21 protein-coding genes are annotated in these 22,870 nt (G+C 40.7%); 9 read left to right on the forward strand and 12 right to left on the reverse strand.

What is annotated here, in order from left to right:
- The 6 genes from BP74_RS11110 to BP74_RS11135 form a co-directional block, all read right to left on the reverse strand.
- Window positions 1-1,443 (reverse strand): PP2C family protein-serine/threonine phosphatase, encoded by a 1,443-nt coding sequence (locus BP74_RS11110; RefSeq protein ID WP_496374057.1) that lies wholly within the window; start codon window positions 1,441-1,443, stop codon window positions 1-3.
- A gap of 99 nt (window positions 1,444-1,542) precedes the next feature.
- Window positions 1,543-2,484, reverse strand: a complete 942-nt coding sequence (locus BP74_RS11115; protein ID WP_496374059.1) for a hypothetical protein — start codon at window positions 2,482-2,484, stop codon at window positions 1,543-1,545.
- Window positions 2,485-2,757: 273 nt separating this feature from the next.
- A complete protein-coding gene (locus BP74_RS11120; RefSeq protein WP_496374061.1) occupies window positions 2,758-2,970 on the reverse strand; it encodes a hypothetical protein in 213 nt (70 codons plus the stop codon).
- A gap of 147 nt (window positions 2,971-3,117) precedes the next feature.
- Window positions 3,118-7,695: a chemotaxis protein CheB gene (locus BP74_RS11125; protein ID WP_496374063.1), complete on the reverse strand. Its 4,578-nt coding sequence runs from the start codon at window positions 7,693-7,695 to the stop codon at window positions 3,118-3,120.
- A gap of 51 nt (window positions 7,696-7,746) precedes the next feature.
- Window positions 7,747-9,261, reverse strand: coding sequence for a GAF domain-containing protein (locus BP74_RS11130; RefSeq protein ID WP_496374065.1), 1,515 nt, complete (start codon window positions 9,259-9,261; stop codon window positions 7,747-7,749).
- The gene (locus tag BP74_RS11135) at window positions 9,261-9,836 is read right to left on the reverse strand and encodes a biliverdin-producing heme oxygenase (protein ID WP_496374067.1); all 576 of its coding nucleotides are present in this window, start codon (window positions 9,834-9,836) and stop codon (window positions 9,261-9,263) included. Before BP74_RS11135 ends, BP74_RS11130 begins: the two co-directional genes overlap by 1 nt.
- An 83-nt stretch (window positions 9,837-9,919) precedes the next feature.
- On the opposite strand from BP74_RS11135, the gene BP74_RS11140 reads away from it, so the two are divergent.
- Both BP74_RS11140 and rnhA read left to right on the forward strand, forming a co-directional pair.
- Complete coding sequence (locus tag BP74_RS11140; protein ID WP_496374069.1) at window positions 9,920-11,551, forward strand: acyl-CoA carboxylase subunit beta; 1,632 nt, start codon at window positions 9,920-9,922, stop codon at window positions 11,549-11,551.
- A gap of 90 nt (window positions 11,552-11,641) precedes the next feature.
- Window positions 11,642-12,118, forward strand: a complete 477-nt coding sequence (gene rnhA / locus BP74_RS11145; RefSeq protein WP_496374071.1) for a ribonuclease HI — start codon at window positions 11,642-11,644, stop codon at window positions 12,116-12,118.
- Between the two features lie 31 nt (window positions 12,119-12,149).
- Here rnhA and BP74_RS11150 read toward each other — a convergent pair whose 3' ends face one another.
- The gene (locus BP74_RS11150) at window positions 12,150-12,746 is read right to left on the reverse strand and encodes a DUF6580 family putative transport protein (RefSeq protein WP_496374073.1); all 597 of its coding nucleotides are present in this window, start codon (window positions 12,744-12,746) and stop codon (window positions 12,150-12,152) included.
- A gap of 51 nt (window positions 12,747-12,797) precedes the next feature.
- Window positions 12,798-14,000, reverse strand: coding sequence for a mannose-6-phosphate isomerase, class I (gene manA, locus BP74_RS11155; RefSeq protein WP_496374075.1), 1,203 nt, complete (start codon window positions 13,998-14,000; stop codon window positions 12,798-12,800).
- Between the two features lie 28 nt (window positions 14,001-14,028).
- Between manA and BP74_RS11160 the strand changes: the two genes are divergently transcribed.
- From BP74_RS11160 to BP74_RS11185, 6 genes are all read left to right on the forward strand, one after another.
- On the forward strand, window positions 14,029-14,385 hold the full coding sequence (locus BP74_RS11160; protein ID WP_496374077.1) for a YraN family protein: 357 nt from the start codon (window positions 14,029-14,031) through the stop codon (window positions 14,383-14,385).
- Window positions 14,386-14,491: 106 nt separating this feature from the next.
- Window positions 14,492-15,136 (forward strand): hypothetical protein, encoded by a 645-nt coding sequence (locus BP74_RS11165; RefSeq protein WP_496374079.1) that lies wholly within the window; start codon window positions 14,492-14,494, stop codon window positions 15,134-15,136.
- A gap of 40 nt (window positions 15,137-15,176) precedes the next feature.
- Entirely contained in the window at window positions 15,177-16,076 is a 900-nt protein-coding gene (gene xerD, locus BP74_RS11170; RefSeq protein WP_496374081.1) for a site-specific tyrosine recombinase XerD, read from the forward strand.
- Between the two features lie 78 nt (window positions 16,077-16,154).
- The gene (locus tag BP74_RS11175; protein WP_496374083.1) at window positions 16,155-16,742 is read left to right on the forward strand and encodes an RNA polymerase sigma factor; all 588 of its coding nucleotides are present in this window, start codon (window positions 16,155-16,157) and stop codon (window positions 16,740-16,742) included.
- Entirely contained in the window at window positions 16,739-17,857 is a 1,119-nt protein-coding gene (locus BP74_RS11180) for an energy transducer TonB (protein WP_496374085.1), read from the forward strand. The genes BP74_RS11175 and BP74_RS11180 overlap by 4 nt, the downstream gene beginning before the upstream one ends.
- Before the next feature lie 61 nt (window positions 17,858-17,918).
- A complete protein-coding gene (locus BP74_RS11185; RefSeq protein ID WP_496374087.1) occupies window positions 17,919-18,755 on the forward strand; it encodes a DUF2911 domain-containing protein in 837 nt (278 codons plus the stop codon).
- Window positions 18,756-18,854: 99 nt separating this feature from the next.
- Here the strand turns inward: BP74_RS11185 and BP74_RS11190 are convergent, their stop codons facing one another.
- A complete protein-coding gene (locus BP74_RS11190) occupies window positions 18,855-19,517 on the reverse strand; it encodes a Tim44 domain-containing protein (RefSeq protein ID WP_496374089.1) in 663 nt (220 codons plus the stop codon).
- Window positions 19,518-19,693: 176 nt separating this feature from the next.
- Window positions 19,694-20,428 (reverse strand): hypothetical protein, encoded by a 735-nt coding sequence (locus tag BP74_RS11195; protein WP_496374091.1) that lies wholly within the window; start codon window positions 20,426-20,428, stop codon window positions 19,694-19,696.
- A 298-nt stretch (window positions 20,429-20,726) separates the two neighbouring features.
- Here BP74_RS11195 and BP74_RS11200 point away from each other — a divergent pair, with 298 nt between their 5' ends.
- Window positions 20,727-20,930 carry a hypothetical protein gene (locus BP74_RS11200; RefSeq protein WP_496374093.1) on the forward strand — a complete coding sequence of 68 codons (204 nt, stop codon included), beginning with the start codon at window positions 20,727-20,729 and terminating at the stop codon, window positions 20,928-20,930.
- Window positions 20,931-20,992: 62 nt separating this feature from the next.
- Here BP74_RS11200 and BP74_RS11205 read toward each other — a convergent pair whose 3' ends face one another.
- Together BP74_RS11205 and BP74_RS11210 are read right to left on the reverse strand one after the other, a co-directional pair.
- The gene (locus BP74_RS11205; RefSeq protein WP_496374095.1) at window positions 20,993-22,741 is read right to left on the reverse strand and encodes a sodium:solute symporter family protein; all 1,749 of its coding nucleotides are present in this window, start codon (window positions 22,739-22,741) and stop codon (window positions 20,993-20,995) included.
- A complete protein-coding gene (locus BP74_RS11210) occupies window positions 22,738-22,860 on the reverse strand; it encodes a hypothetical protein (protein WP_496374097.1) in 123 nt (40 codons plus the stop codon). The genes BP74_RS11205 and BP74_RS11210 overlap by 4 nt, the downstream gene beginning before the upstream one ends.
- Window positions 22,861-22,870 lie beyond the last annotated feature (10 nt).

The following is a 22,870-nucleotide window of genomic DNA, read 5'->3' on the forward strand; positions in this document are numbered from 1 at the left end:
CTATTGTATAGAGTTTTGAGCTGCAGTATCTTTCGATTGAGTCGTATTCCGGAAAACTGATTTCAGATCGCCTGTACCAAAAAATTTGTACGCAACATTTATGGAGCAATTTTTAAACTTTACTCCTTTAAGTTGAAGGCTTTCTTTTCCAGCCATAGATATACCAATATCAAAACCATCAATGGTAAGACTATCAATTACAAGTGACCGGCATTCGGGAGAAACCATTATCGCAACACGATTGGAGGAATTGCTGTCTTTTACCATTATTGCATTTTTCCCTTTCAGGTAGAGGGAAGGCCTGTTCACCCACAAGGTGTCAGTTAAGTAAAGTATATGATTGCTGTTGCCCGTCTGCAGGTCAACAGTATCGCCAGGAGAGGCATTGATAAAGGTCTGCAGCCTGATTTCCTGTACATTCTTTTCCTTTTTTACAACTTCACCGGGAGTACCTGAAAAATGGTTCTTGCTCCACCACATCCAGATAAAACCACTAAGAAATAACAGGCACAGGAGGGATAATAACCAGATAATACTACTGTTATTATTTTGCTTGGGCAACCTTGATATCACTCTTTGTTGAGTGGATGGTGCCACAGCCTCAATTTTTTCTTCTGTAGTATTCCTTGATATTACCGGTTCAATTTTTTTCTTCTTTACCAGAACCGGTTTAGAAGCAGGTTGCTTTAATGGCTTTTTGTTATTTTGAACGAGAACCACGGTAATATTATCCTTGCCACCCGCTTCATTGGCCGCCTCTATTAATTCCCCTGCTTTTTGTTCCAGCGTACTTTTCTTTTCGAGTACCTGGGAGATACGTGCAGAACTGATCATATCTGAAAGGCCGTCACTGCATATCAGTAAAGAATCCCCTGGAAGAAATGGCGACTCCCCGGTTTCAATATAGTCATCAGCTAAAATAGATTGTGTATCGAAGCCAAGGGCTTTATTGATCTCATTTCTTTTGGGGTGTTTCATTGCCTCCTCTTCGGACAAGCGCCCACTATCTTCCAGGTATCCTACAAAAGACTGGTCCCTGGTCACTTTTATCAATGAATGGTCACGGTATAGATACAGCCTGGTATCACCAACGTGTGCATAATAAAATTTATTATTTTTTATATCAACCAGTGCAAGGGTGACCACACATGCCATGCTGGGGTTCTTCCCGGTTTCGAGCTTTTCTTTATAGATCCTGTCATTGGAAGAAACAATAGCTTCTTTCATTTTCATTACAGGATCAGCAGGAAGAGCAATAAAAGAATTTAAAAACTCTTCTCTTGTTATGGAAGCAGCTACCTCCCCGCCTTCGTATCCTCCTACCCCGTCAATGACCGATGCAAGCACCCATTGTTTATTGAATATGGCCTGGGCTATGAAAGCATCCTCATTATTATCTCTTATCCTTCCTGTATCAGTAAGTCCAAAGAAGTAATCAGCCATTCCTTTGATGTGATTTTTTAATATCTATAAAATGAGAGATGAGCATGAGAATGCATATCAGCAGAACAACGAGAGAAAGCACAGATGTTAACATATGCTTCAGGATTTAAAAATATTAATACCCACTATGCCATTCAGAACCAATTTTGAATTAAATGGAAGTTCAGTCCACGTAGGGTTGTTCTCAAAACTTTTTGCCACCTGCTTTTCATTTACAATGGTCTTTTCTCCAAATGAGGCCACGTAAAGTTTTCCTTCACTCTTGTTATACCGTATTCGCAGATGAGGAGAGTTCACCCATTCTGAAGGAATGCGGAAAACATCCTGGCTTGCAGTAGTTACCTCCTTACCGGAAATGATTACTTCTTCATCCTTCATAATGTATTCGATCTTACGACCTGAAAACTCCTTTTCAGGGATGATCGCTTCAAATCTTGCAATAAATGAAGGCTTGGTAACAGAACCCTCGTGGTACACCAGGTTTTCCTGGTAAGGCACTTCATAATACCCTTCACTATAAAAAGTAAATCCATTAAGTATTTCAGGACTGATATCAGCTGTTTGTGCTATCCCTGTTTGCCTTGGAATAAATGTTATCCTCAGGTTCTCTTCCTTTTGCATATTACCGGGTAGTAATTTTCCAATAAAACTTTTATCGCCTCTTTCGTAATCAGGATGAGAAACGAACCGGAATACCCATTTGGAACTGGATGGCTCCACGGTTTTACCCTGTGCCCGGTAGGACTTCAGGGCTTCATAAAACTGTTTCACTGATTCATGAACGATCAGGCCGAATATGCCCTTTTTATTATCAGTAAAATCCCTGTAATCTTCTGTATTGAAACAAATTATGTACTCATGGTAAAATACAACCCTGTTGGCAAAAGATAAATGTCCTATCGATTCCCTGAATTTGTCAATGATATATTTATAGACATCATTAGGTGTAATACTATCCCTGGATGCTATGGCTATATCCTCTTTTTTGAGGAACCACTCATGCATTCCAATACGTTGCCAGAAAGAAGGTTTTGTTTTCATATCAAAAACGATGTTACAGTAAATTTAGGCCAATTGAAACCGCAAATTGGTAAAAGCAATAAACAAAATAAGTCCCAAAGTATTGTGTAGACCCGTTAAGGAGGGCTTTTAATTTGGGATTATTTTATCAAAAGCTTAAAAACAAACCGTAGTTCATGGAGAACTGGAAAATTGGCTAGCGCTATAAAATAAAACCTGGGTAGAGTGTTTACAATAGGTAAACTTAAAATCAGCATGTCAAAATAACCTTGTCCTTATGGAAAGTGATCGCTTCTAGTAATTATCGAAATCCGGTTTTATATCGTCAAGCCGGTGGTCATTCCTGCCAATAGAACCTAATCCTGAAGCATGGGCATTCTTTACTTCAGTTTTGTTTTCCTTCTGGTCCCCCTCCTTTTCAGGATGAGCATTTGATATGCTAACCGGAGGAGTATCATTTCCCCTTTCTATATTTTCCAACGGGGCATCAACATCTTTTTTAGCCATGATGAAAATATTTTATTACCATTCATAAAGTTAAGGCCAAATCAGTCAATTATGGAAGGACCCGTTTTAGCAGGATAAGAACCAGATTATACCCATTTACATTATCGGCCAGGATCATACCTTCAAGAAATGGCAGAATTACCACAATTAATTATAATCCCTGGCAGAACCAATACCTGCTCTTGCAGTTTCATCATGCTGTTCAGGTGAGTGCCTTAATGGAATTACTATGATGAAGGAAGTTCCTTCACCCTCCTTACTTTTTGCAGTGATAATTCCGTTATGCCTTTCAATGATCTTTTTAGTTATGGCAAGTCCTATCCCGGTGCCATCATATTTTTCCCAGGCATGAAGACGTTGAAAAATTACAAATATCTTCTCTGCAAACTGGTTATTGAAACCAATGCCGTTATCCTGTATAGTTATCCGGCAATATTCACCGTTGGCATCAAAAGAATCCACAAAGGAAAATTCACTAACCCTGTCTGCATTTACTGTTATATGTGGAGGAATGCCAGGCCTGTTAAATTTCAGTGCATTGCTGATGATATTTTGAAATACCTGTCGCATCTGGCCGCTGATTATTTCTGCTTCAGGCATATTGCCAACCTCAATCGTTGCATTTTTTTCTGAAATAGAAAGTTCCAGGTCACTTAACACTTCCACCACCAGGTTATTGAGCCCTGTCAATTCAAAACTACTTTCACCTGAAAGCCTGGTAAATGCTAACAGATCATTGATCAATTTCGTCATTCGTGAAGAAGCCTTGATGATACGGTTCATATAATCCATGGCCTCACCTGCAGAATTGGCCAGGTAACGATCTCTTACCAGGTTACTGAACATATGGATCTTGCGCAATGGCTCTTTAAGATCGTGCGAGGCAACCGAAGCAAACTGAAGCAACTCGCTATTGCTGGCTTCCAGTTCCATGTTTATCTTCTGCAATTCTTCAGTCCTTTCAATAACCCGCTGTTCCAAAATATCATTCATCAGTTTCTGATCGTTGATATTGGTGCAGGTGCCAAACCATTTTACCACAACTCCCTGGTCATTTTTCAACGGCACTGCACGGGCAAGGAACCAATTAAAAGTTCCATCGTAGCGTTTTAACCTGTATTCAACCTCATAAGAGGTTCCTGTTTGAAGACTATGCTCCCACAAACCCAGGGCACGATCAAAATCATCAGGATGCAATACCACCGGCCATCCTTTTTCCATGGTATCCTCCTGTGTCAAACCCGTGTAATCATACCAACCCTTATTAAAAAAGTCATAATGCCCATCAGGTTGTGTTGACCAAACCATTTGGGGCATAAAGTCTGTAACAAATTGAAACTCCTGGATCAGGTACTGCAATTCATTATTGGTATCCTTCAGTTTTTGCTCCGCAGCTTCTGCCTCGGTAATATCCACCATAGAACCAACCATCCTGTAAGGCGTTCCTTCACTATTCAAGAGGACAGTACCCTTATCCTGGATAACAGCATAAGTTCCATCCTTCTTTTCAAACCGAAAGCGTTCAGACCAGTTTTTAGTGCCATTATTGATAGCTGAATAAATACTATTGGTTACCCTTTCCCTGTCATCAGGATGAATATGGCTGATCCAGAAAGTACTTGTCAATTTGTGTTCGTGTTTCTCAAAACCAAAACGGCTATAGAAGCTTTCACTCCACCATATCCTGTTGTTCACCAGGTCCCAATCCCAGATAGCATCATTGGTAACATTAGCGATCAACCTGAAGCGCTCTTCACTCTTGGTCAATTCAAATGTCCTCTCTTTCACTTTATCTTCCAGGGCAATATTCAGATTACGGTAGTTCTCCTTGGTTTTCATCAGTTCGAAATAATTATTTCTGAACTTCTCCTCTGCTTTCTTTTTATCGTTAATATTGGTAAGACTGATAACAATGCCATCCATCATTTGGGTTACTATCATGTCAAACCAATCAGTGCTACCACCAATGGATAATGGAATCTCTGTTTGTAAAGGAACTCCCGTATTCACCACAGCAACTAATTTTTCAAACAGTTCTTCTTTAACCAATTGCGGGAAATTGGCCTTAACTGATTTTCCCAAATAATCAGGCTCCGACTGGTTTAGTAATTCATCAGTAGCATAGTTGGCAGCTATCCAGTTGAAATCTACTATTTCATCTTTTTTATTGCGTTCAGCCTTCAATGCCATGATAGAGCTGATAGAAGAATTGAACACTGCCTTGACAATGTTATTCAATTCCTTCACATTACTGATATCAATAAAAGTGATAACAACGCCATCTACCCTTTTATCCTGCCTGATGTAAGGCAGGATCTTCATCAGGTTGGTATTACCATTACTTAATACAACTTCTTTCTGGATAATTACCTGGTCCTTTAACACCTTCTGAATATCATCAATGAAATTCTTATTATCACGGATGTTGGTGGAAATATGTTCTATTGGCCTGCCTATGTCTGATTCGATCAGGTTGATCATTCTGACAGCTACAGGATTGAATTTTCGTATGCGGAGATTACTGTCTACAAATACCTGGGCAATTTCGGTGCTCCTGAAATAGTTGTTCAGATCGTCATTTAATTCAATCAACTCCCTGATGCGAAGCTGGTGTTCGGTGTTCAATGTATGCAACTCTTCATTCAGGGATTGCAATTCTTCATTACTTGATTGCAGTTCTTCGTTGGCGGATAATAATTCCTCGTTACTCGATTGCAATTCTTCATTGGCCGTCTCCAGGCTTTCTATAGCCATCTGGAGATGTGATCTTGTCTCCTTTAATTCATCTTCGAGTTCAGCGATATAATTGAGTGACTCAGTATGGTTGTTCGAAGTGAATTCGGGAAGGGGCTTTACAGCCTGGGGTTCATGATTTTCGCCAAGGACGATCATGGTATGACCATCTTTATTGGCAGGCCGCACGAAAATATTGATGTTGCTGTCCCGGTTTTGGACCCTTATATTATTTAAGCTTACAGTGATCTTTTCCCTTAATGCTTTTCGAATAGCAGCATTCAGGGCAACAGCCAATTCGCCACTGACCATTCTCAGGATATTCAGAGAAATGATCTTATCCGGAAGTGACAAATATTTTTTAAAATCTCCAATGGCTTCCCTGATCTCAAAATTTTTATCGATGTAGACAGCCGCAAAACCATATTCTCCCACCAATACATTTCTGAAATCATCTGCCAGTTCCTTCTCAAGGGTCACTTCTTTTTTGGGCGCAATAGGTTTTGACTCCCTGGAAGTTCTAAACATTTGGGCAGAGGGTAATCTTTCTGGATTGTATTTGATGTCATTGGTTATTTTCCTGAATATTTTCCACTTCCCGTTCACTTCTTCAAAACCATCTTTCACTGTTGCGGGAGTTTCACTTGGACCCAGGAACAAATAGCCTCCTGCATTTAAAGAAAATTGCAGGGTGGACAATACCTTTCGCTGCAGAATATTGTTCATATAAATGAGCATGTTCCTGCAGGTAACCATATCATTTTTAATAAACGGGGGGTCTTTCAGCACGTTATGACGTGCAAAGACGATCTGCTTGCGTAATCGTGGTTGAACCACTACATGACTTCCATCCTTGATAAAATAACGGGTCACCAATGCCGGTGCTATTTCTGCCACACTTGAATTAGGATAGGTTGCTTTCGATGCGAATTCAATGGCATCAATATCAAGGTCACTGGCAAATATTTTTACTTCAAGGGATTTTCCCATGCTTTGCAAAAGATCATCAATCAGGATTGCCAGTGAATAAGCTTCCTCACCTGTACTGCAGGCAGTGACCCATATCTTTAATATTTCATTATCATTTTTTGAATTGATAATATCCGGTAACACTTCCGAGCGCAATATTTGGAATGCAGCACCATCCCTGAAAAATTTGGTTACACCTATCAAAAATTCTTTTCCCAGCGAGCGGCACTCCTCTGGAGAGATACGTAGGAACTCCAGGTAATCAGTGAACTTTTTATAACCCATCAACCCCATTCGCCTGGTGATCCTTCGTAATATGGTTGGTGTTTTATAATTATTAAAATCATAACTGCAGTGCTTTTCAATAAGCTTTAAAACTTCAGGCAGTAATGTTTCATCAGGCTTATCCTCAGATACTATATGAATTGGCCTTTCGTTGATATAATTAAATATCTCCTCAGGCATTAACTCGGGCGCCAGGATAAGATCTGCAAAGCCGGTAGCTATTGCTGTATTGGGCATGCCATCAAACTTGGCGGATAAGGGATCCTGAACCAACACCATGCCTCCAGCCTGTTTGATACTCTGTATTCCTTTTGATCCATCCGAACCTGTACCCGAAAGAATGATCGCTATGGCTTTTTCTGCCTGGTCTTCGGCTAAGGAATGTAGAAATGTGTCAATAGCCGTATTGGGAACCTTATCAAAATTCTTTGCGCCCAATTGCAGGTGTCCTTCTTTAATGGTAAGCAACTTGTTATTGGGAATTACATACACACAATTACTTTCCGCTTTTGCGCCATGAGTCGCCTCATACACCTGCATATTGGTATGCTTGGATATCAGTTCTACCAATAAACTTTTATAATCCGGGGAAAGGTGTTGAATGATAATAAATGACAGGTTGCCATTAGATGGCATGTTATCAAAAAATTCGTGGATGGCTTCCAATCCACCTGCCGATGCACCAATAGCAACAATAAAATGCCCCTGGTCGGCTATGTTTTTCTTCGAACGGCTCATTATATAGAGTCTATTACCAATGTTTTGCCAAAAAATATAACGGTATGAACTTTACATTTTGTTTAAAGCATAGTCCATTACAAAATTTCTAAATGTTTCAGCTGTTTCCAGTTCCTGCTCCTGCCATGGAAGTGCTTTCTTATCAACGTTTTGTTGCCATATTTTAAAAGAAGCCCGCGGATGGTATTGCTTTCCTCCGGGTTCGAAATTTATGGCTTCATTAGGATTTCCACCCCAGTTCACCTTTCTTTTTTCTTCCGGCCTGAATGCAAGAATATAATTACCTCTATCAGCCTGTATAGGCAATGCCAATAATCCGCTTGCTTTATCAGAATAGGATAATGCCGGCTCAAATTCAGATGACAAACCTTGTTGATGATAGGTCTTATTCAAATTCCTGGATTGCAACCAATAGATCAAATCATTGACCTCCTCTTCTGAAGGCACCCGGCCATAAGAGATCCTGCTTCTGTTCAAATTAATGATTACCCCTTCGGCACCCAACAGGCTTAAAACTGCCTTCTCATTTTTTTTCAAAGCTTTAAATATATCAGCCTCTTTATATACATCTTCCACTAACTGAAGTTGCTTTGTCTGCATTCGCGATCTGAACTCAAATACATTCCGGGCACTTAGTGATTGAAGCTTAGCGGAAAGAACATTTGATACCAATTCAAATAAAGAGCAAAGCTCAAAGGAGAGGTACAATGGATGGCGGTGATGACAAGCTATTAATCCCCAAAGCTTCCCATTTTCCATGATGCGTGTAGACATGGATGCCTTGATCTTCATATTGGCAAGGTATTCCAGATGAACACCCGCAACGCTTCGCAGGTTGGAATCTGAAAGATCAGTGAATCCATTCACTTTGGGATTAATGACAGGGTAAAGCTTTACAGGTGTGTAATCAATATTGGGAATTAGCCGGTATGGCATCTTCAGGTATAATGCCCTCGCCTGCTGTGGCACATCAGAAGCAGGAAATTTAAGTCCGAGGTAGCTATCCATTCCGGGCTCCATGACCTCAGCTATAACATCCCCATTCCATTCTTCATCAAAGCTGTACGCCATAATTTTATCAAATCCGGATACACGCTTTAGTTCCCTGATAGCAATAAGACAAGATTCATTTATACTTTCCGCCTTTTCAATGGCAGCCATGATAAACTTTAATTCCTGGTATATAGGAATAAAAGAAGTTGCTTTCTGCAATGATCGTACCTCACGGTCAACTTCAAGAATAAAATAAGACTCGTGAAATTTTATAACCGCTAATCTCTCACCGGAATGAAATGAGAAGACAAAAGGAATGCCTTCACCACCGGAATAATTGAATCTATGTTTTACATCCAGTAGATCGGTTTCAGTAATATAGGTTTCTAGCGAAGTGTTGATAACATCCTTAGCTGGTTTTCCCAACAGTGCCTCTACGTTATCACTTACCTGTAGTATGGTGAATTCCTTACTATCAATTACTAATAAATAGCCGTGAGGTTGTATCAGGTTTGTTTGATGCAGTGGAACCTTTCCACAAAATTCCGCATCATTCTTATTAAAAGAGGTCATTACGAATTAGTTGTAATCCAGTTTTGAAATAAAATAAATGTTTCATTAGCAGCATCAATCACTGCCTTTATATCCTGTTGTTCATTAAGGGCATCCAGGAAGGTTTTCCATTTGCTCCCGGTTTGCTCCTGGTAGCCGTTAAAAAAATGCAACTGTTCTTCCTGCAATGATATAAAAGGGTTTTTTTGAAGCCATTTACTAATGATACGACCACCCAGGGTTGAGCCTTCCATTACATACAGGCAGCCAAAAGCCTGGGCTTTATTTGATATTTCAGGGAGGTTGGAACAGGTTGACAAGTCAGTAACTGGTTGTCCTAAAGAATGAAGATCCTCAAGTACCAGTAAGGCAAGATTTCTTTCATTTATATCTGCCAGGTCAGTGGCCGTTACAAAATGGGAAATTTTGTTCTGCAAGGGGAAATAAAAACCAAAAAAGATCTTTAACAACGATGCGTAATCATCTACGGACCGGATATCCTGGATAAGCGGATTCATCGTTTTTTCTACGTCAATATGACGCGCTGCCGTCTCTTTTTTAAGCATAACTGCAGCAGGCTCAAGGGTTAAGGGCATTCGTAAAAATAGGGAAGAATTTTTAATTGAAACTTCGCGAAAATAGAATATTACCTCATTCTTCAACTACTATCTTTGTTTCCATGAGCACTAACGATATGCCCACTGCTACCAACTCTATGGAGAACCTTCTGGAAAAAAGAAATCACCGTTTAACCCGGATTTACGAAGGCGGCGGTTTAAAAGCCTTTGCCAAACAAAAAGAAAAAGGAAAACTGACCGCACGTGAACGAATAGAATACCTGACAGATAAAGGTTCGCCCTTTGTTGAGATCGGTGCATTTGCCGGCTATGAAATGTATGAGGAACAAGGTGGGTGCCCTGCAGCAGGAACAGTGGCAGGCGTAGGTTATGTCAGCGGCAAACAATGTATTGTTGTGGCTAATGACCAGACCGTAAAAGCAGGTGCCTGGTTCCCAATAACGGGGAAAAAAAATCTCCGCATGCAGGAAATAGCCTTGCAGAATAACCTTCCTATAATTTACCTCGTTGACAGTGCTGGTGTATTTCTACCCATGCAGGATGAAATATTTCCTGACAAGGAGCATTTTGGCCGGGTGTTTTATAACAACGCACAAATGAGTGCCAGGGGCATTATACAGATAGCAGCCGTTATGGGTGCCTGTGTGGCCGGTGGTGCATACCTGCCTATTATGAGCGATGAAGTGCTGATGGTAAATGGCGCAGGATCCATCTTCCTGGCTGGACCTTACCTGGTAAAAGCTGCCATAGGTGAAGAGGTGGATATTGAAACGCTGGGTGGTGCAGTAACCCATACAGAAATATCAGGAATTGCAGATTACAAATTTGATACAGAACAGGAATGCCTTGACCAGGTTAAAAGGATCATCGATAAAATAGGCGAAGGCAGCAAGGCAGGATTTGATCGTGCTAAGCCCAAAAAACCGAAAAAAGATGCCGGGGATATTTATTCATTATTTCCAGCAGACAATACAAAGCCATATGACATGGTGGAGATCATTGAAAGAATCGTTGATGAATCCATTTTTGACCAGTACAAAGAAGATTATGGCAAAACGATTCTTTGTGGTTATGCCCGTATCGATGGTTGGGCAGTTGGCATAGTCGCCAATCAAAGAAAGATCGTAAAGACAAAGAAGGGAGAAATGCAAATGGGCGGAGTTATCTATAATGACAGTGCGGATAAAGCTGCCCGTTTCATTATGAATTGCAACCAGAAAAAGATTCCCCTGGTCTTTTTACAGGATGTTACCGGGTTCATGGTAGGCAGCCGGAGTGAACACGCTGGCATTATAAAAGATGGTGCTAAACTGGTAAATGCAGTTGCCAATTCAGTGGTACCTAAGATCACTATTATCATGGGAAATTCTTACGGAGCAGGCAATTATGCCATGTGTGGCAAGGCTTATGACCCAAGATTTATTTATGCATGGCCCACAGCCAGGATCGCAGTAATGGGCGGAGAACAAGCTGCTAAAACTTTATTACAGATACAGGTTGCTTCCCTGAAAGCAAAAGGTGAAACTATCACACCCGAAAAAGAAAACGCCCTGTTGGATGAGATCAAAAACAGGTATGAAAAACAAACCAGCCCTTATTATGCAGCAGCAAGGCTTTGGGTAGACGATATAATTGACCCAGTTCAAACCAGGGCCGTGATCTCTGAAGGCATCAGTGCCGCTAATCACCAGCCACACATGAATGAATTTAAAACCGGTGTTTTCCAGGTGTAGTTGTATGAGTAGGATACTTATTAAAATTTGAATTGTAAACAATCTATAGCGGGATGCATGACGCCATGTTGATTCCCTTTATTTTCTATTATGCAGGATATTATAATGTACACGGACGGATCTTCAAGAGGCAATCCCGGTCCGGGCGGTTATGGGACTATTTTGATGGCAGGACAAAAATCAAAAGAACTATCACATGGTTTTCGCAAAACTACCAACAACCGCATGGAATTAATGGCTGTTATCGCCGGATTGGAAGCCATGAAGAAAACCGGATTGAATATTACTATTTACTCGGATAGTCAGTATGTAGTGAAGGCGGTAAAGGAAGGATGGTTGAATAAATGGCTGGCTACCAATTTTGCCAAGGGTAAAAAGAACAAGGATCTCTGGGTAAAGTTTTACAATTTATCTACCAAACAGCACCTCAAATTTGTTTGGGTAAAAGGCCATGCTGATAATCCATATAATAACCGGTGTGATGAACTGGCCACATCTGCTGCCGACGGGAAGAACCTGGATATAGATGAAGGCTATGAAATGGACCCGGAAAGACTGATATTATAAATAAAAAACCCCGCATTTGCGGGGTATATTTTTAAGCTAATTGATGCTTAGGTGTCAATACAGTTCGATGGATAAGGTAGTAAGTACCAAATAAAACGCCACAGAAGAAAAGGTCGCCAATGAACAGGTTTCCGTAAAAACCTTTTACCAGGCCATAATCCCTGAAGAAAGCCAGGCCATCATAATAACACATCATGAGGCCATCGAAAGTCTTGGGCCTGCCCAATCCACCACCTCCCAACCAAACCATAAAGTTGGAAGCCAGGAAAAATAATACAGATCCTGCCAGAGAAAAACCAGCTACTCTTAACACAGTGATCTTCTTAAGCAGAAACCCGAAAACGGTAACTCCGCCAATAAGGAAGTAGTTCACCCACTGGCCGGTATAAAAACCCTGTATATCAGTTAAACCATTTATAAAGAGAACCTGGTATAATGCATCTGAAATAAACATGGACAATAACGGCAGGATAAAGGCCCACCTTTTATCCTTGATCATAGCGCCTGCAAATAAAGCCATAGCCATTTGAGGTGCAAAGCCAAAAGGACGGCCAGGCCAGGCACGGTATAGGGAAGCAGAAAGGATCAATAAGCCGAAAGCTATCCACACAGATTTATTCAATTTCATTTTTTATCATTTAGAGAGGAACAAAAATAAAGGAAGAATTGGTACAGGCTATTAGTTTTTTGCCTGTACTGGAACAATGCACCGAAATGCTTCACCATTACCGGATTCTATGGTAATATTTACACCAGCACCCAGAAAAACAGCTTCCCCCCTTATTAATTCAAATGTTGCGTCCTTGCCTGTTACCGTTGCCCTGCCTGATAATAAGAACCATACTTCAGGTGACCGGGAAGAAATGTTCTCTTTTTGACCTTCAAATTGGTAGGCATGTAATTCAAATTCTTCTGCAGGACTCTGATAGGTCATAGTAAAACCAGGTCCGGCAGGTAATACCGCAGGAACAGTAGCTTTGAAATCAACATGCTTGAGCAATTCCTTTACATCAATATGTTTATCTGTCAGCCCGGCTCTTAAAACATTATCTGAATTGGCCATAACTTCCACATTCTGGCCTTCAAGATAAGCATGTGGCATACCCTGGGGTTGGAATATCCCCTCCCCTTTTTTTAAAAGGACCAGGTTGAAAAAATAAATGGAAAATATGCCGCGATCATAATGATTATCCTTGCAAAAGGTAGCAACAGCCCTGGCCGCCCAAAAGTCTTCTGATGTCTTTTCCAATTCCCCGTTTGCATACTTTATTATTAAGGGTTGAAGCAGAGGGCCTAATACGGCATCCACCTTTTCCTGGTCCATGGTCATGACTTCTTCATACAATGCCCTGTAATTGCCCTCACCGAATAGGTTTAAGAGAAAACTGAATTCGGATTTTTCGCCGAGGATCTTTTTTAAACGGGTTTCATTTTTAAACCCATGGAGCAACCAGAAATCACCCAGTGCCACCATCAATTCCGGCTTATGGTTCTCATCTTTATAATTACGATGAGGGGCATTTACAGGAATACCTTTTGCATTTTCCAGGGCGAATTCCTTTATGGCAGATTCCTTTCCAGGATGTACCTGGATGGAAAGCATTTGCCTTACATCAAGGATCTTAAATAAAAAGGGAAGAGAAGAAAAATGTTTATTTACAGCCGGGCCTAATAACACTTCTTGCTGTTCATTGATCAATGCTGAAAGGGAAAGCTTAGTGTCTTCTATGACAGAAGGATGATTAGGATGGGCACCCAGCCAGTATTCGGCGAAAGGCTTTTTTGCTACATTGTCAATCCCCAGTAATGAAGGGATATAATCGTATCCACCCCATGAATAATGCTGCACTACTCCCCTGATCTTATATAAACTATGAATCAATTTAAAATATTTTTATTTTGATAAAGATATGGCACAGCATATTGAGTTAGGCAAACAGGGAGAACAATTGGCGGTAAACTGGCTGGTTGATAAGGGATACGTCATCCTTCACCGCAACTGGCGTTATGGTAAATATGAATTGGATATCATTGCCACTAAAGATGGATTACTTCACATTGTGGAAGTCAAGGTTCGTTCTTCCACGCAATTTGGATTTCCCGAAGAAAACGTCTCAAAGAAAAAATTCAATTCGATTAAATCGGGTGCCGAGGAATTTCTTTTTCAACACCCTGACTACCATAACATACAGTTTGATATTCTATCTATAAACATTGTGAATGATACAGAGAACGAATATTTCTTTATAGAAGATGTGTTTTTATAGGTTACACCATGGGTAGGTTAGATTGAAAAACTTTTAGGTTTCCTGTTAATTTTAAAAATAGGGCCAAAGGACCTGAACTGGCTTACATTTGTTTCAATACTTTTTTATGAAATTAATTCTGCTTATCTGCGCCCCGGTATTTTTTATAGCTTGTAACAATTCAGGTAAAACAGCTAAAACCTTTTGCGATACTACCTGTAAAACTGACTCATTTAATTACAAAGGTGCTGACCGCTTTGAATCAAGGGTTGATATCAACTTAAAGAATTGCAAACCTGATTCCATCACCTGGACACATGGGGGCATGGCCATCACAAGGCAACTACCCTTTACGGACCTGACAAACCAGGATGTACGCTTAAACCCAGCAGCTATTAGTTGCATCATCAAAGACACCAGCTATGCCTGGCTGACATTCAATGATTGCATCACCGGTCGTGGATTCCTTGTCAAGCTTCCATTTAATAAGGCTAATAATATCAGTAAGTTCACAGGTGCACTCAATAGTTTTGATCCTAAATTTTCATTAGAGCCAGATCTAAGAGCTTATACAGACAGGGGATCGATCTATGTGACTGATATCAACTCCGGCAACCAGGAAGTGATGACATTTAAAGAGACCTACGATATTGATTTTAATGCCCTGCACCAAGTAGTGGATTCTATTAACGTCACCCATAAAAGGATCTATGTGAAACTGCTGAAAAATGGCAAAGAAGTGCCTATTGAAAAAGCCATTGATTTGAAGTAATGAATAAGACATTGTATTTAACGAGATAAATCACCGCTCCTTGTGGGAACCATATAAAAAAGGATTCAAAGCTTATTTGCAGTTAGAACGCTCACTGGCAGGTAATTCTATCGAAGCCTATCTTTCAGATATAGAAAAACTAACAGCGTTTTTACTGCTTCAAAATATCAAAAAGAATCCAGCGGAAATAGACCTGGGCGATCTGCAGCAATTTATCAAGTGGATTGCAGAATTAGGTATGACCCAAAGTTCGCAGGCAAGGATTATCTCCGGGTTACGGACTTTTTATAAATATTGTCTGCTGGAGGATATCTGCACCAAAGACCCAACGGCTTTACTGGAAGCGCCCAAATTAAAACGCACGCTTCCTGATGTTTTGAGCTTTGGAGAAATTGAAAGCATCATTGCCAGTATTGACCTCAGCCTGCCGGAAGGTACCCGTAATAAAGCCATTATTGAGACCATGTATAGTTGTGGGCTAAGGGTGAGCGAAGTAGTAAACCTGAAACTTTCCCAACTCTACCTGGATGTTGGATTTATAAGAGTCATAGGCAAAGGAGATAAGGAAAGGCTGGTGCCTATCGGAAGCAGCGCCACAAAATACATTACAATTTACCTGGACACGCGTAAACATGTTGCAATTCAAAGAGGGGAAGAAGACATTTTGTTTTTGAACCGCCGTGGCAAACGGCTGACAAGAGTAATGATCTTCCTGATCATTAAAGACCTGGTAAAAAAAGCAGGCATTCATAAGAACATCTCACCGCATACTTTCCGCCATTCCTTTGCCACGCATTTAGTGGAAGGAGGAGCCGATCTGAGGGCCGTGCAGGAAATGCTGGGACATGAAAGCATTACCACAACGGAGATCTATACACACCTGGACAGGGAGTTCCTGAGAAAAACCCTGCAGCAGTTTCATCCTGGTTTTAAGAATTAAGCATCAAATCCCATCGTACCCAAACACATTTAACTTTAGCACACCATAGCAAACATAAATTCTTCTTATTTTAGGTTATTGGCATCCGAAAAGAACATATTATCCGGCAAAACAGACAATGAACTGGTAGTGGATTATACCACTACGCTTGATACCCGTTTTGCAGGCGAGCTTTATAGCCGATATGCGGATCTCATTTATGGAGTTTGCCTGAAATACCTCAAACAACCTGAAAATGCCCAGGACAGCGCTGTAGCCATTTTTGAAGAACTGGTGGCCAAAATACCCAAACACAGTATTGACAACTTCAAGGGGTGGCTGTACACCTTAACAAAGAACCATTGCCTGATGCGCATACGTTCTGGCAAAAAGCAGCTTACTGTTAATATTGATGCTGAACTTATGCATTCGGAAGACCCCGTGCATCTGAATGGCGTAATGGAACGGGAAGAGAACCTGGCGCAACTGGAATATTGCATGGGGGAGTTGTCAACCGAACAACGCCAGGTAATAGCCTTGTTTTATATGGAAGGGAAATGTTACAATGAAATAAGTGTTGATACAGGAATAGAATGGAATAAAGTACGCAGCAATATTCAAAATGGGCGAAGAAACCTGAAATTGTGTATTGAAAAACAAAAAGCTAAATCATTGATAAAGGAATGAATGATTCTCCAGGACATAAGAGCTATTCTGCTACAGATATCGAGCGATATCATAATGGCCTGATGACCGCCAGGGAAAGACATGCACTGGAAAAGGCAGCCCTGGAAGATCCTTTCCTTGCAGATGCATTGGAAGGATATGCATTCACCACCACTCCGCAAAAGGATCTTGAAGAAATAAAAAGCAGGATCTATCAAAAAACCCAGGCAAAAAAAACAGTCCCTTTCATCATTAGATACAGCTGGATCAAAATAGCTGCCCTATTCCTTTTAGTTGCTGGTGGTGGATGGCTGATCATCAACTCCGTCAATAATAAAAAAGAGCTTTCACTGGCTGTTCCTGCTATAACAAAACCGAAACCATCTAACCAATCTACACCTCTACCTGATTCCACAAATTCAAAAGAAATTACTGCTTCATCCCCGGCAGAAGTAAGTGCACAGGCATCAAAAACTATTGCACCTGCAAGAACAAAGGCCAATAAATTTAAAACGAGAGAACCAAACAATATCTCTGATAAGCCGGAATCGAATTCCTTAGCAGGTCAATCAAACCCAATTACCATTGCACCAGCCACAGAATTGAATGAAGGAGCACCGGTGGCTGCCATATCTGCAAAAAGAAGAGAAAGTTTTAATGCTTCTTCGGTGGCAAGGTCAAGAAGCTTTAATGCTGGAGACTCGAACCCAGGTTATGTAAATATCCCGGTTAAAGATTCCGGTCATTCACCTGGAGACACCATCAGGAACGTGAATGTGGTACTGCAGCCGGATAAAGCCAATAATGACATTGAGATCGTTGAGCTCAAGTCGAAGCACCCGGTAATAGCAAGACCTTCGCCTCGTTTTGAAACACTAGAACCAGCCGAAGGATGGTCCCAGTTCAATGATTACATTGCTGATAACATTAAAGAGCCAGAAACATACAAGGAAAAACACGTAACAGGCGATGTTGAATTAGCTTTTGATATCAACCAGGATGGCGTACCAGTCAATATCACTGTTGTTAGACCTCTCTCCCCCTCTTATGACAAAAAAGCCATTCAACTGTTGAAGCAGGGACCCACCTGGAAAAATACAAAAGATAAAAAAGGTAAGATCACCTTCCATTTCTGATAGTCTAATTGCATCCGGGCTTTAATCCCCTTTTATATACATTTGTATAAAACCACTAATCATGCTTACGAAACTTTTTTTGAGTGCAGGTATCACATTACTTTCCCTTGGTATGAATGCACAATCCCTTAAAACCCCTCAACCCAGTTCTACCCAAACGATAAAACAGGACCTGGGGATCGGATCTGTTGAATTATCATACTCACGTCCCGGTATGAAAGGCCGTAAGATTTTTGGAGACCTTGTTCCTTTTGGAAAAGTATGGCGTACGGGTGCCAACAGTGCCACAACATTGCAATTCAGTGATAGTGTAACAATCGGCGGCACAAGGATCGCTCCCGGAAAATATGGCTTGCTGAGCATTCCTGACAAAGACCAGTGGACTATCATCATCAGCCAGCAAACGGATGTCACCAGCCCTGCAGCCTACCAGCAAGACAAGGACCTGGCACGTTTGACAGTGAAACCTGTAAACAATGCTTATTCGATTGAAACATTTACCATGCAGTTTGCGAATATTAAATCCAATAGTGCTGACCTGCAGATCATGTGGGATAATACAACGGTCAATGTACCTATAAGCACGGATGTGGAAAGTAAGGTAATGGCCCAGATCGACAACCTGATGAATAAGGATAACAAGCCTTATTTCCAGGCAGCTATGTATTATATGGAAACTGGCAAGGACCTGAACCAGGCACTTTCATGGTTTGATAAAGCCATAGAGCAAAACCCTTCAGCTTTTTGGGTGTACCATCAAAAAGCAAATGCCCTGGCGAAACTTGGCAAAAAAGAAGAAGCCAAAACCACAGCATTAAAATCTATGAATCTTGCCAAGGAAGCTAAAAATGATGATTATGTTGAACTGAACAAAAAGTTGATCAGTAACTTAAAATAAGAGATCTTCTACCAATCTAATAAAGGCCCCGGTACAGTTAAACATGTGCCGGGGCTTTTCTTTGGGGCTTTTCGTCTACTCTTCTAATGTTGGTAACAATCAATCAACTATTTCTTTTGCTTTCAGGATTTTGCCCAATGAAACATCGTTTTCAATCCTATCCAAAAGCCACTTCTCCTCCCGGCGAAGGAAATAATAAAGGTCAACAAAGCCTGTTTTCCCTTTCGTTTTGTTGGTATATATTTTTCCGGTTTTGTCCGAGATCGTATAATCCACCAGTTTGCCTTTGATATATATAGTGAACCTGTCGTTATCCTTGCCAGCATGGTCTTCTACTCCGATGATTTCCGTTCGTTTTATTTCGACATCTTCTATGATGTTTTGTTCGTGCTTCACCTTTTGCCAGTCCAGTTTTTTCTGGTAATCCTTATAAAGCCGCTCAGTAACAATATCTTTTACTAATTCCATATTTCGTTCCATCCAGGCATTTTGCATCTTAATAAACACATCTTGTGCAAAGTCGATCATTTGGTCATAGTTCCAAATTGTATCCTGTGAATTCAGTTGAGATATCAGTTGCCTGGCTCGTTTGTTTTTGCGGTAAACAAAAAAGCTAATTAAAGCAAGATTGATAAGTGCTAATAATACTCCCAGGCCACGCCCGTATATGCCGCCGTTCCCGCCTCCTCCTCCACCGGCTCTGGCAAATGCCGATAGTGCGCTTAAAAATATAAAGGAAAAAGAAAGGGATTTACGGATCATATAATTCGTAATGGTTAATACATTTCTGCTAATCCATAAATTTATGTCGTAAGATCAAATTTTCTAAATCATCAATCGATAATTTCCAATCCTTACCAAGGGATTTCTCTCATTTTTTTTGTGTGGAAGGAAGTGAGAACCCGGAATTACGTTTATTTATAAATTGCTTAATTTACTTACCGCCTCAAACTACCCTTCTTGTCTTTTTCTTTTGCTTTCTCGTATTCTTCCAGGCATTTACCAAGCGGTTTTCCCTTGTTATGAATACAATCACAAAACTCTTCACAGGCCTTTGGATTGCTATTGCCAGGACAACCATTCAGGCATTCATCCGGGGCATTCCCCGGCCTGATGTCATACATGATATTGTTTACAAATACTACAGCTGCAAGAGTTGCAACTACACTTCCAAAAAACAAAAAGGGGAATTTGTTATGTAATGACTTTTCTTTTGTCACGCTGGAATCTGTTTTAACCTTTTTTGATGGTAAAATAGATTCCAAACGATCATAGTCCCAACACAGTAAAAACAAATTAGCCAACAACAAAAAAGTTGCTGCTCGGGTGCCTTCAAACCGCACAGAATAGGTGAGCATGCAAATATTCAGAATAATAGGGAAACTAAAAATATCGCCAATAATTGCAGTCTTTGGAATGAGTAAAAGGAAAGCAACTATTATTTGTCCAACTCCGATAAATGTATAATAATAACCTGTATTAAGTAGGGCATCAAAATATTGTCCCAATGGATGATTATGGGATAACCCGGCTGCAAAGCGTTCTCCTGAAATTTTTACATATCCTGAAATCAGCCATGCAACAGCCAAAGATAAACGGCAAAAAACAGCGAAGTAGCGATACCATTTATTTTCCCTGGCTTCATAATAATATCGCTCAAGTTTATTTGACAAGCTGATTGTGTTTGTTTTAGATTGCCTGTTTAATTGTTATTTACATGCTATGCGTTTGTGAAAGCGTGGAATTAATTAATTCAGCTTCACTGTTGCTATTTTTAATTATGTTTTGTTGCTGAAAGATAGTATTTCAGCCATGTACTTACAAACGCCCTGCAATGTTGAATTTTAGAATCCTGGAAATTATTTAACCTCCTGTGGTATTAGCCAATTTCAACTCCTCCCTTAATTAAAAAACTCAGGTTTAGGTTAACCTTTCTCTTCCTCTTGTTTAGGCTCAATCCAGGCCCGAGTAATGAGCTTGATATCCCGAGGATATCCAAACGATATCCCGACGATAAGCCAACGCTATAAGAGTCGGGATATCGTTGGCTTATCTATGGCTTATGTATGGGAGAATACCGGGAGATCTGTTAGTTTTCCCTGTTTTTATTATATAGCTGTCGTATTGAGACCATTTTATGGCATTGATGAATCTTTCGATTTCCAGGGAAAATAAAATGACAACTTCCCTTCAAAGGAGAAATGATTTTATGATACAAAAAGAGTTGAAGAGAATTTTTAATCTTCCAAACTGCTTAAGCTTGGTTGAAGAGCGCTAACAGCTTTTAATTTTTGAGGAAATACCAGTTCGGCTATTGCCGCTACTAAAACAACTCCAATGGCACCGATCACATTCATCCACAGGAAACTAATATCTGGCAACCAGTTCATAAAGCTTATCTGCTCATTAAAGAAAAGGACCACTACAAAACATTCTACAATTACCGCTGCAATAAAAACGGCTGTTCCATTGATCTTTTTAAAATAAAAAGCTACCAGGAATATACCGAGAATAACCCCATAAAACAGGGAACCAAGGACATTCACTGCTTCTATCAGGCTTTGTCCAAGAGCACTGGAAGATTGCGCGATCAGGATGGAAAATACACCCCAGGCCAGTGTGTACCATTTGGAGATCCTGTACTCGTCAACCGGTTTACCCCGGCCCACGATCTGCTGGTGAAAATCGCAAACGGTACTGGCAGCCAGTGAATTTAAAGCAGCAGCAATAGAGCCCCAGGCAGCCAGGAATATAACGGCTATGAGCAAGCCTTTTAACCCGGCAGGAAGATGGTGCTTGACAAAGGAAAGAAATACATAGTTGGTATCATTGGTATCCTTCCCGGTTGCTTTACCTGACATCTTTTTAAATGCCTCTCTATATCCTTCTGAAGCTTTATTTAACTGGCGAATTCCTTCTGTATTGGTTTGAGTGCCGTTAGTATAAGCAAGCAAAGCTTTTGATTTAAGTGCATTGACAGAATCAAACCCCATTTGCAGGTTATGTAAACTATCCTTATAGGAAGTTTGCTGCACTTCATTTACCAGCGAATCATTAAAGGATAAGGGTGCATTATTGAACTGGTAAAATGCAAATACCAATACCCCAATCAGTAATATGGAGAATTGCATAGGGATCTTAATCAGGCCATTCATTAATAATCCCAACCTGCTTTCCGTATTGTTTTGTGCCGTCAGGTACCTGCCCACCTGTGACTGGTCGGTGCCGAAATAGGATAGTGCAAGGAAAAAGCCACCAATAATACCACTCCAGATATTATAACGGTCATTCCAGTTAAAACCGTTTTCATTTCTCCCTGAAGTTATCACATTGAGCTTCCCCAGTTTGCCACTGACTTCCAGTGCTTCAGAAAAACCCATATTACCCGGCAAAAGCTTCACCACCATATAACCGGCCAATGCCATGGCAATAAAGATGATGACCAGCTGTATCTTTTGAGTATAGGCAACTGCCCTTGCACCTCCTGCCACCGTGTAAATGATCAACAAGCCACCCATGATGATATTGGTCCAGTAAATATCCCAACCAAATAAGGAAGACAGGATGATAGAAGGTGCATATATGCTGATGCCTGTAGATAATCCTCTCTGTAATAAAAATAGAAACGAGGTCAGTGTCCTGGTTTTGCCATCAAAACGCTTTTCCAGGAACTCGTAGGCTGTGAAAACTCTTAGCCCATTGAACATCGGTACGAACGTGATGCAAATGACCACCATGGCCAGGGGAAGTCCAAAATAGTACTGAACGAAGCGCATGCCGTCAGCAAAGGCCTGGCCGGGGCCCGATAAAAATGTAATGGCACTTGCCTGCGTGCCCATGATGCTTAACAGTACCAGGTACCAGGGCATACTCCTGTTGGATAAAAAATATCCATCGAGGTTTCGGGTTGTACGGCTTTTGTATAATCCGTACACCACGATCCCTGTCAGTACCAGGATGATGATGATCCAGTCAAGCTTCGTCATGAATACTTATTCGTCAATATGGTAAACAAAACAATAAGAAGGATCAAAAAGCCGATAACGACCATATACCAGGCCGTCCAGCTATGAAATACAGGAACCTTTTCCTTTTGACCTTTCATGTTGTCTATT

The sequence above is a fragment of the Flavisolibacter ginsengiterrae DSM 18136 genome (assembly GCF_059568575.1).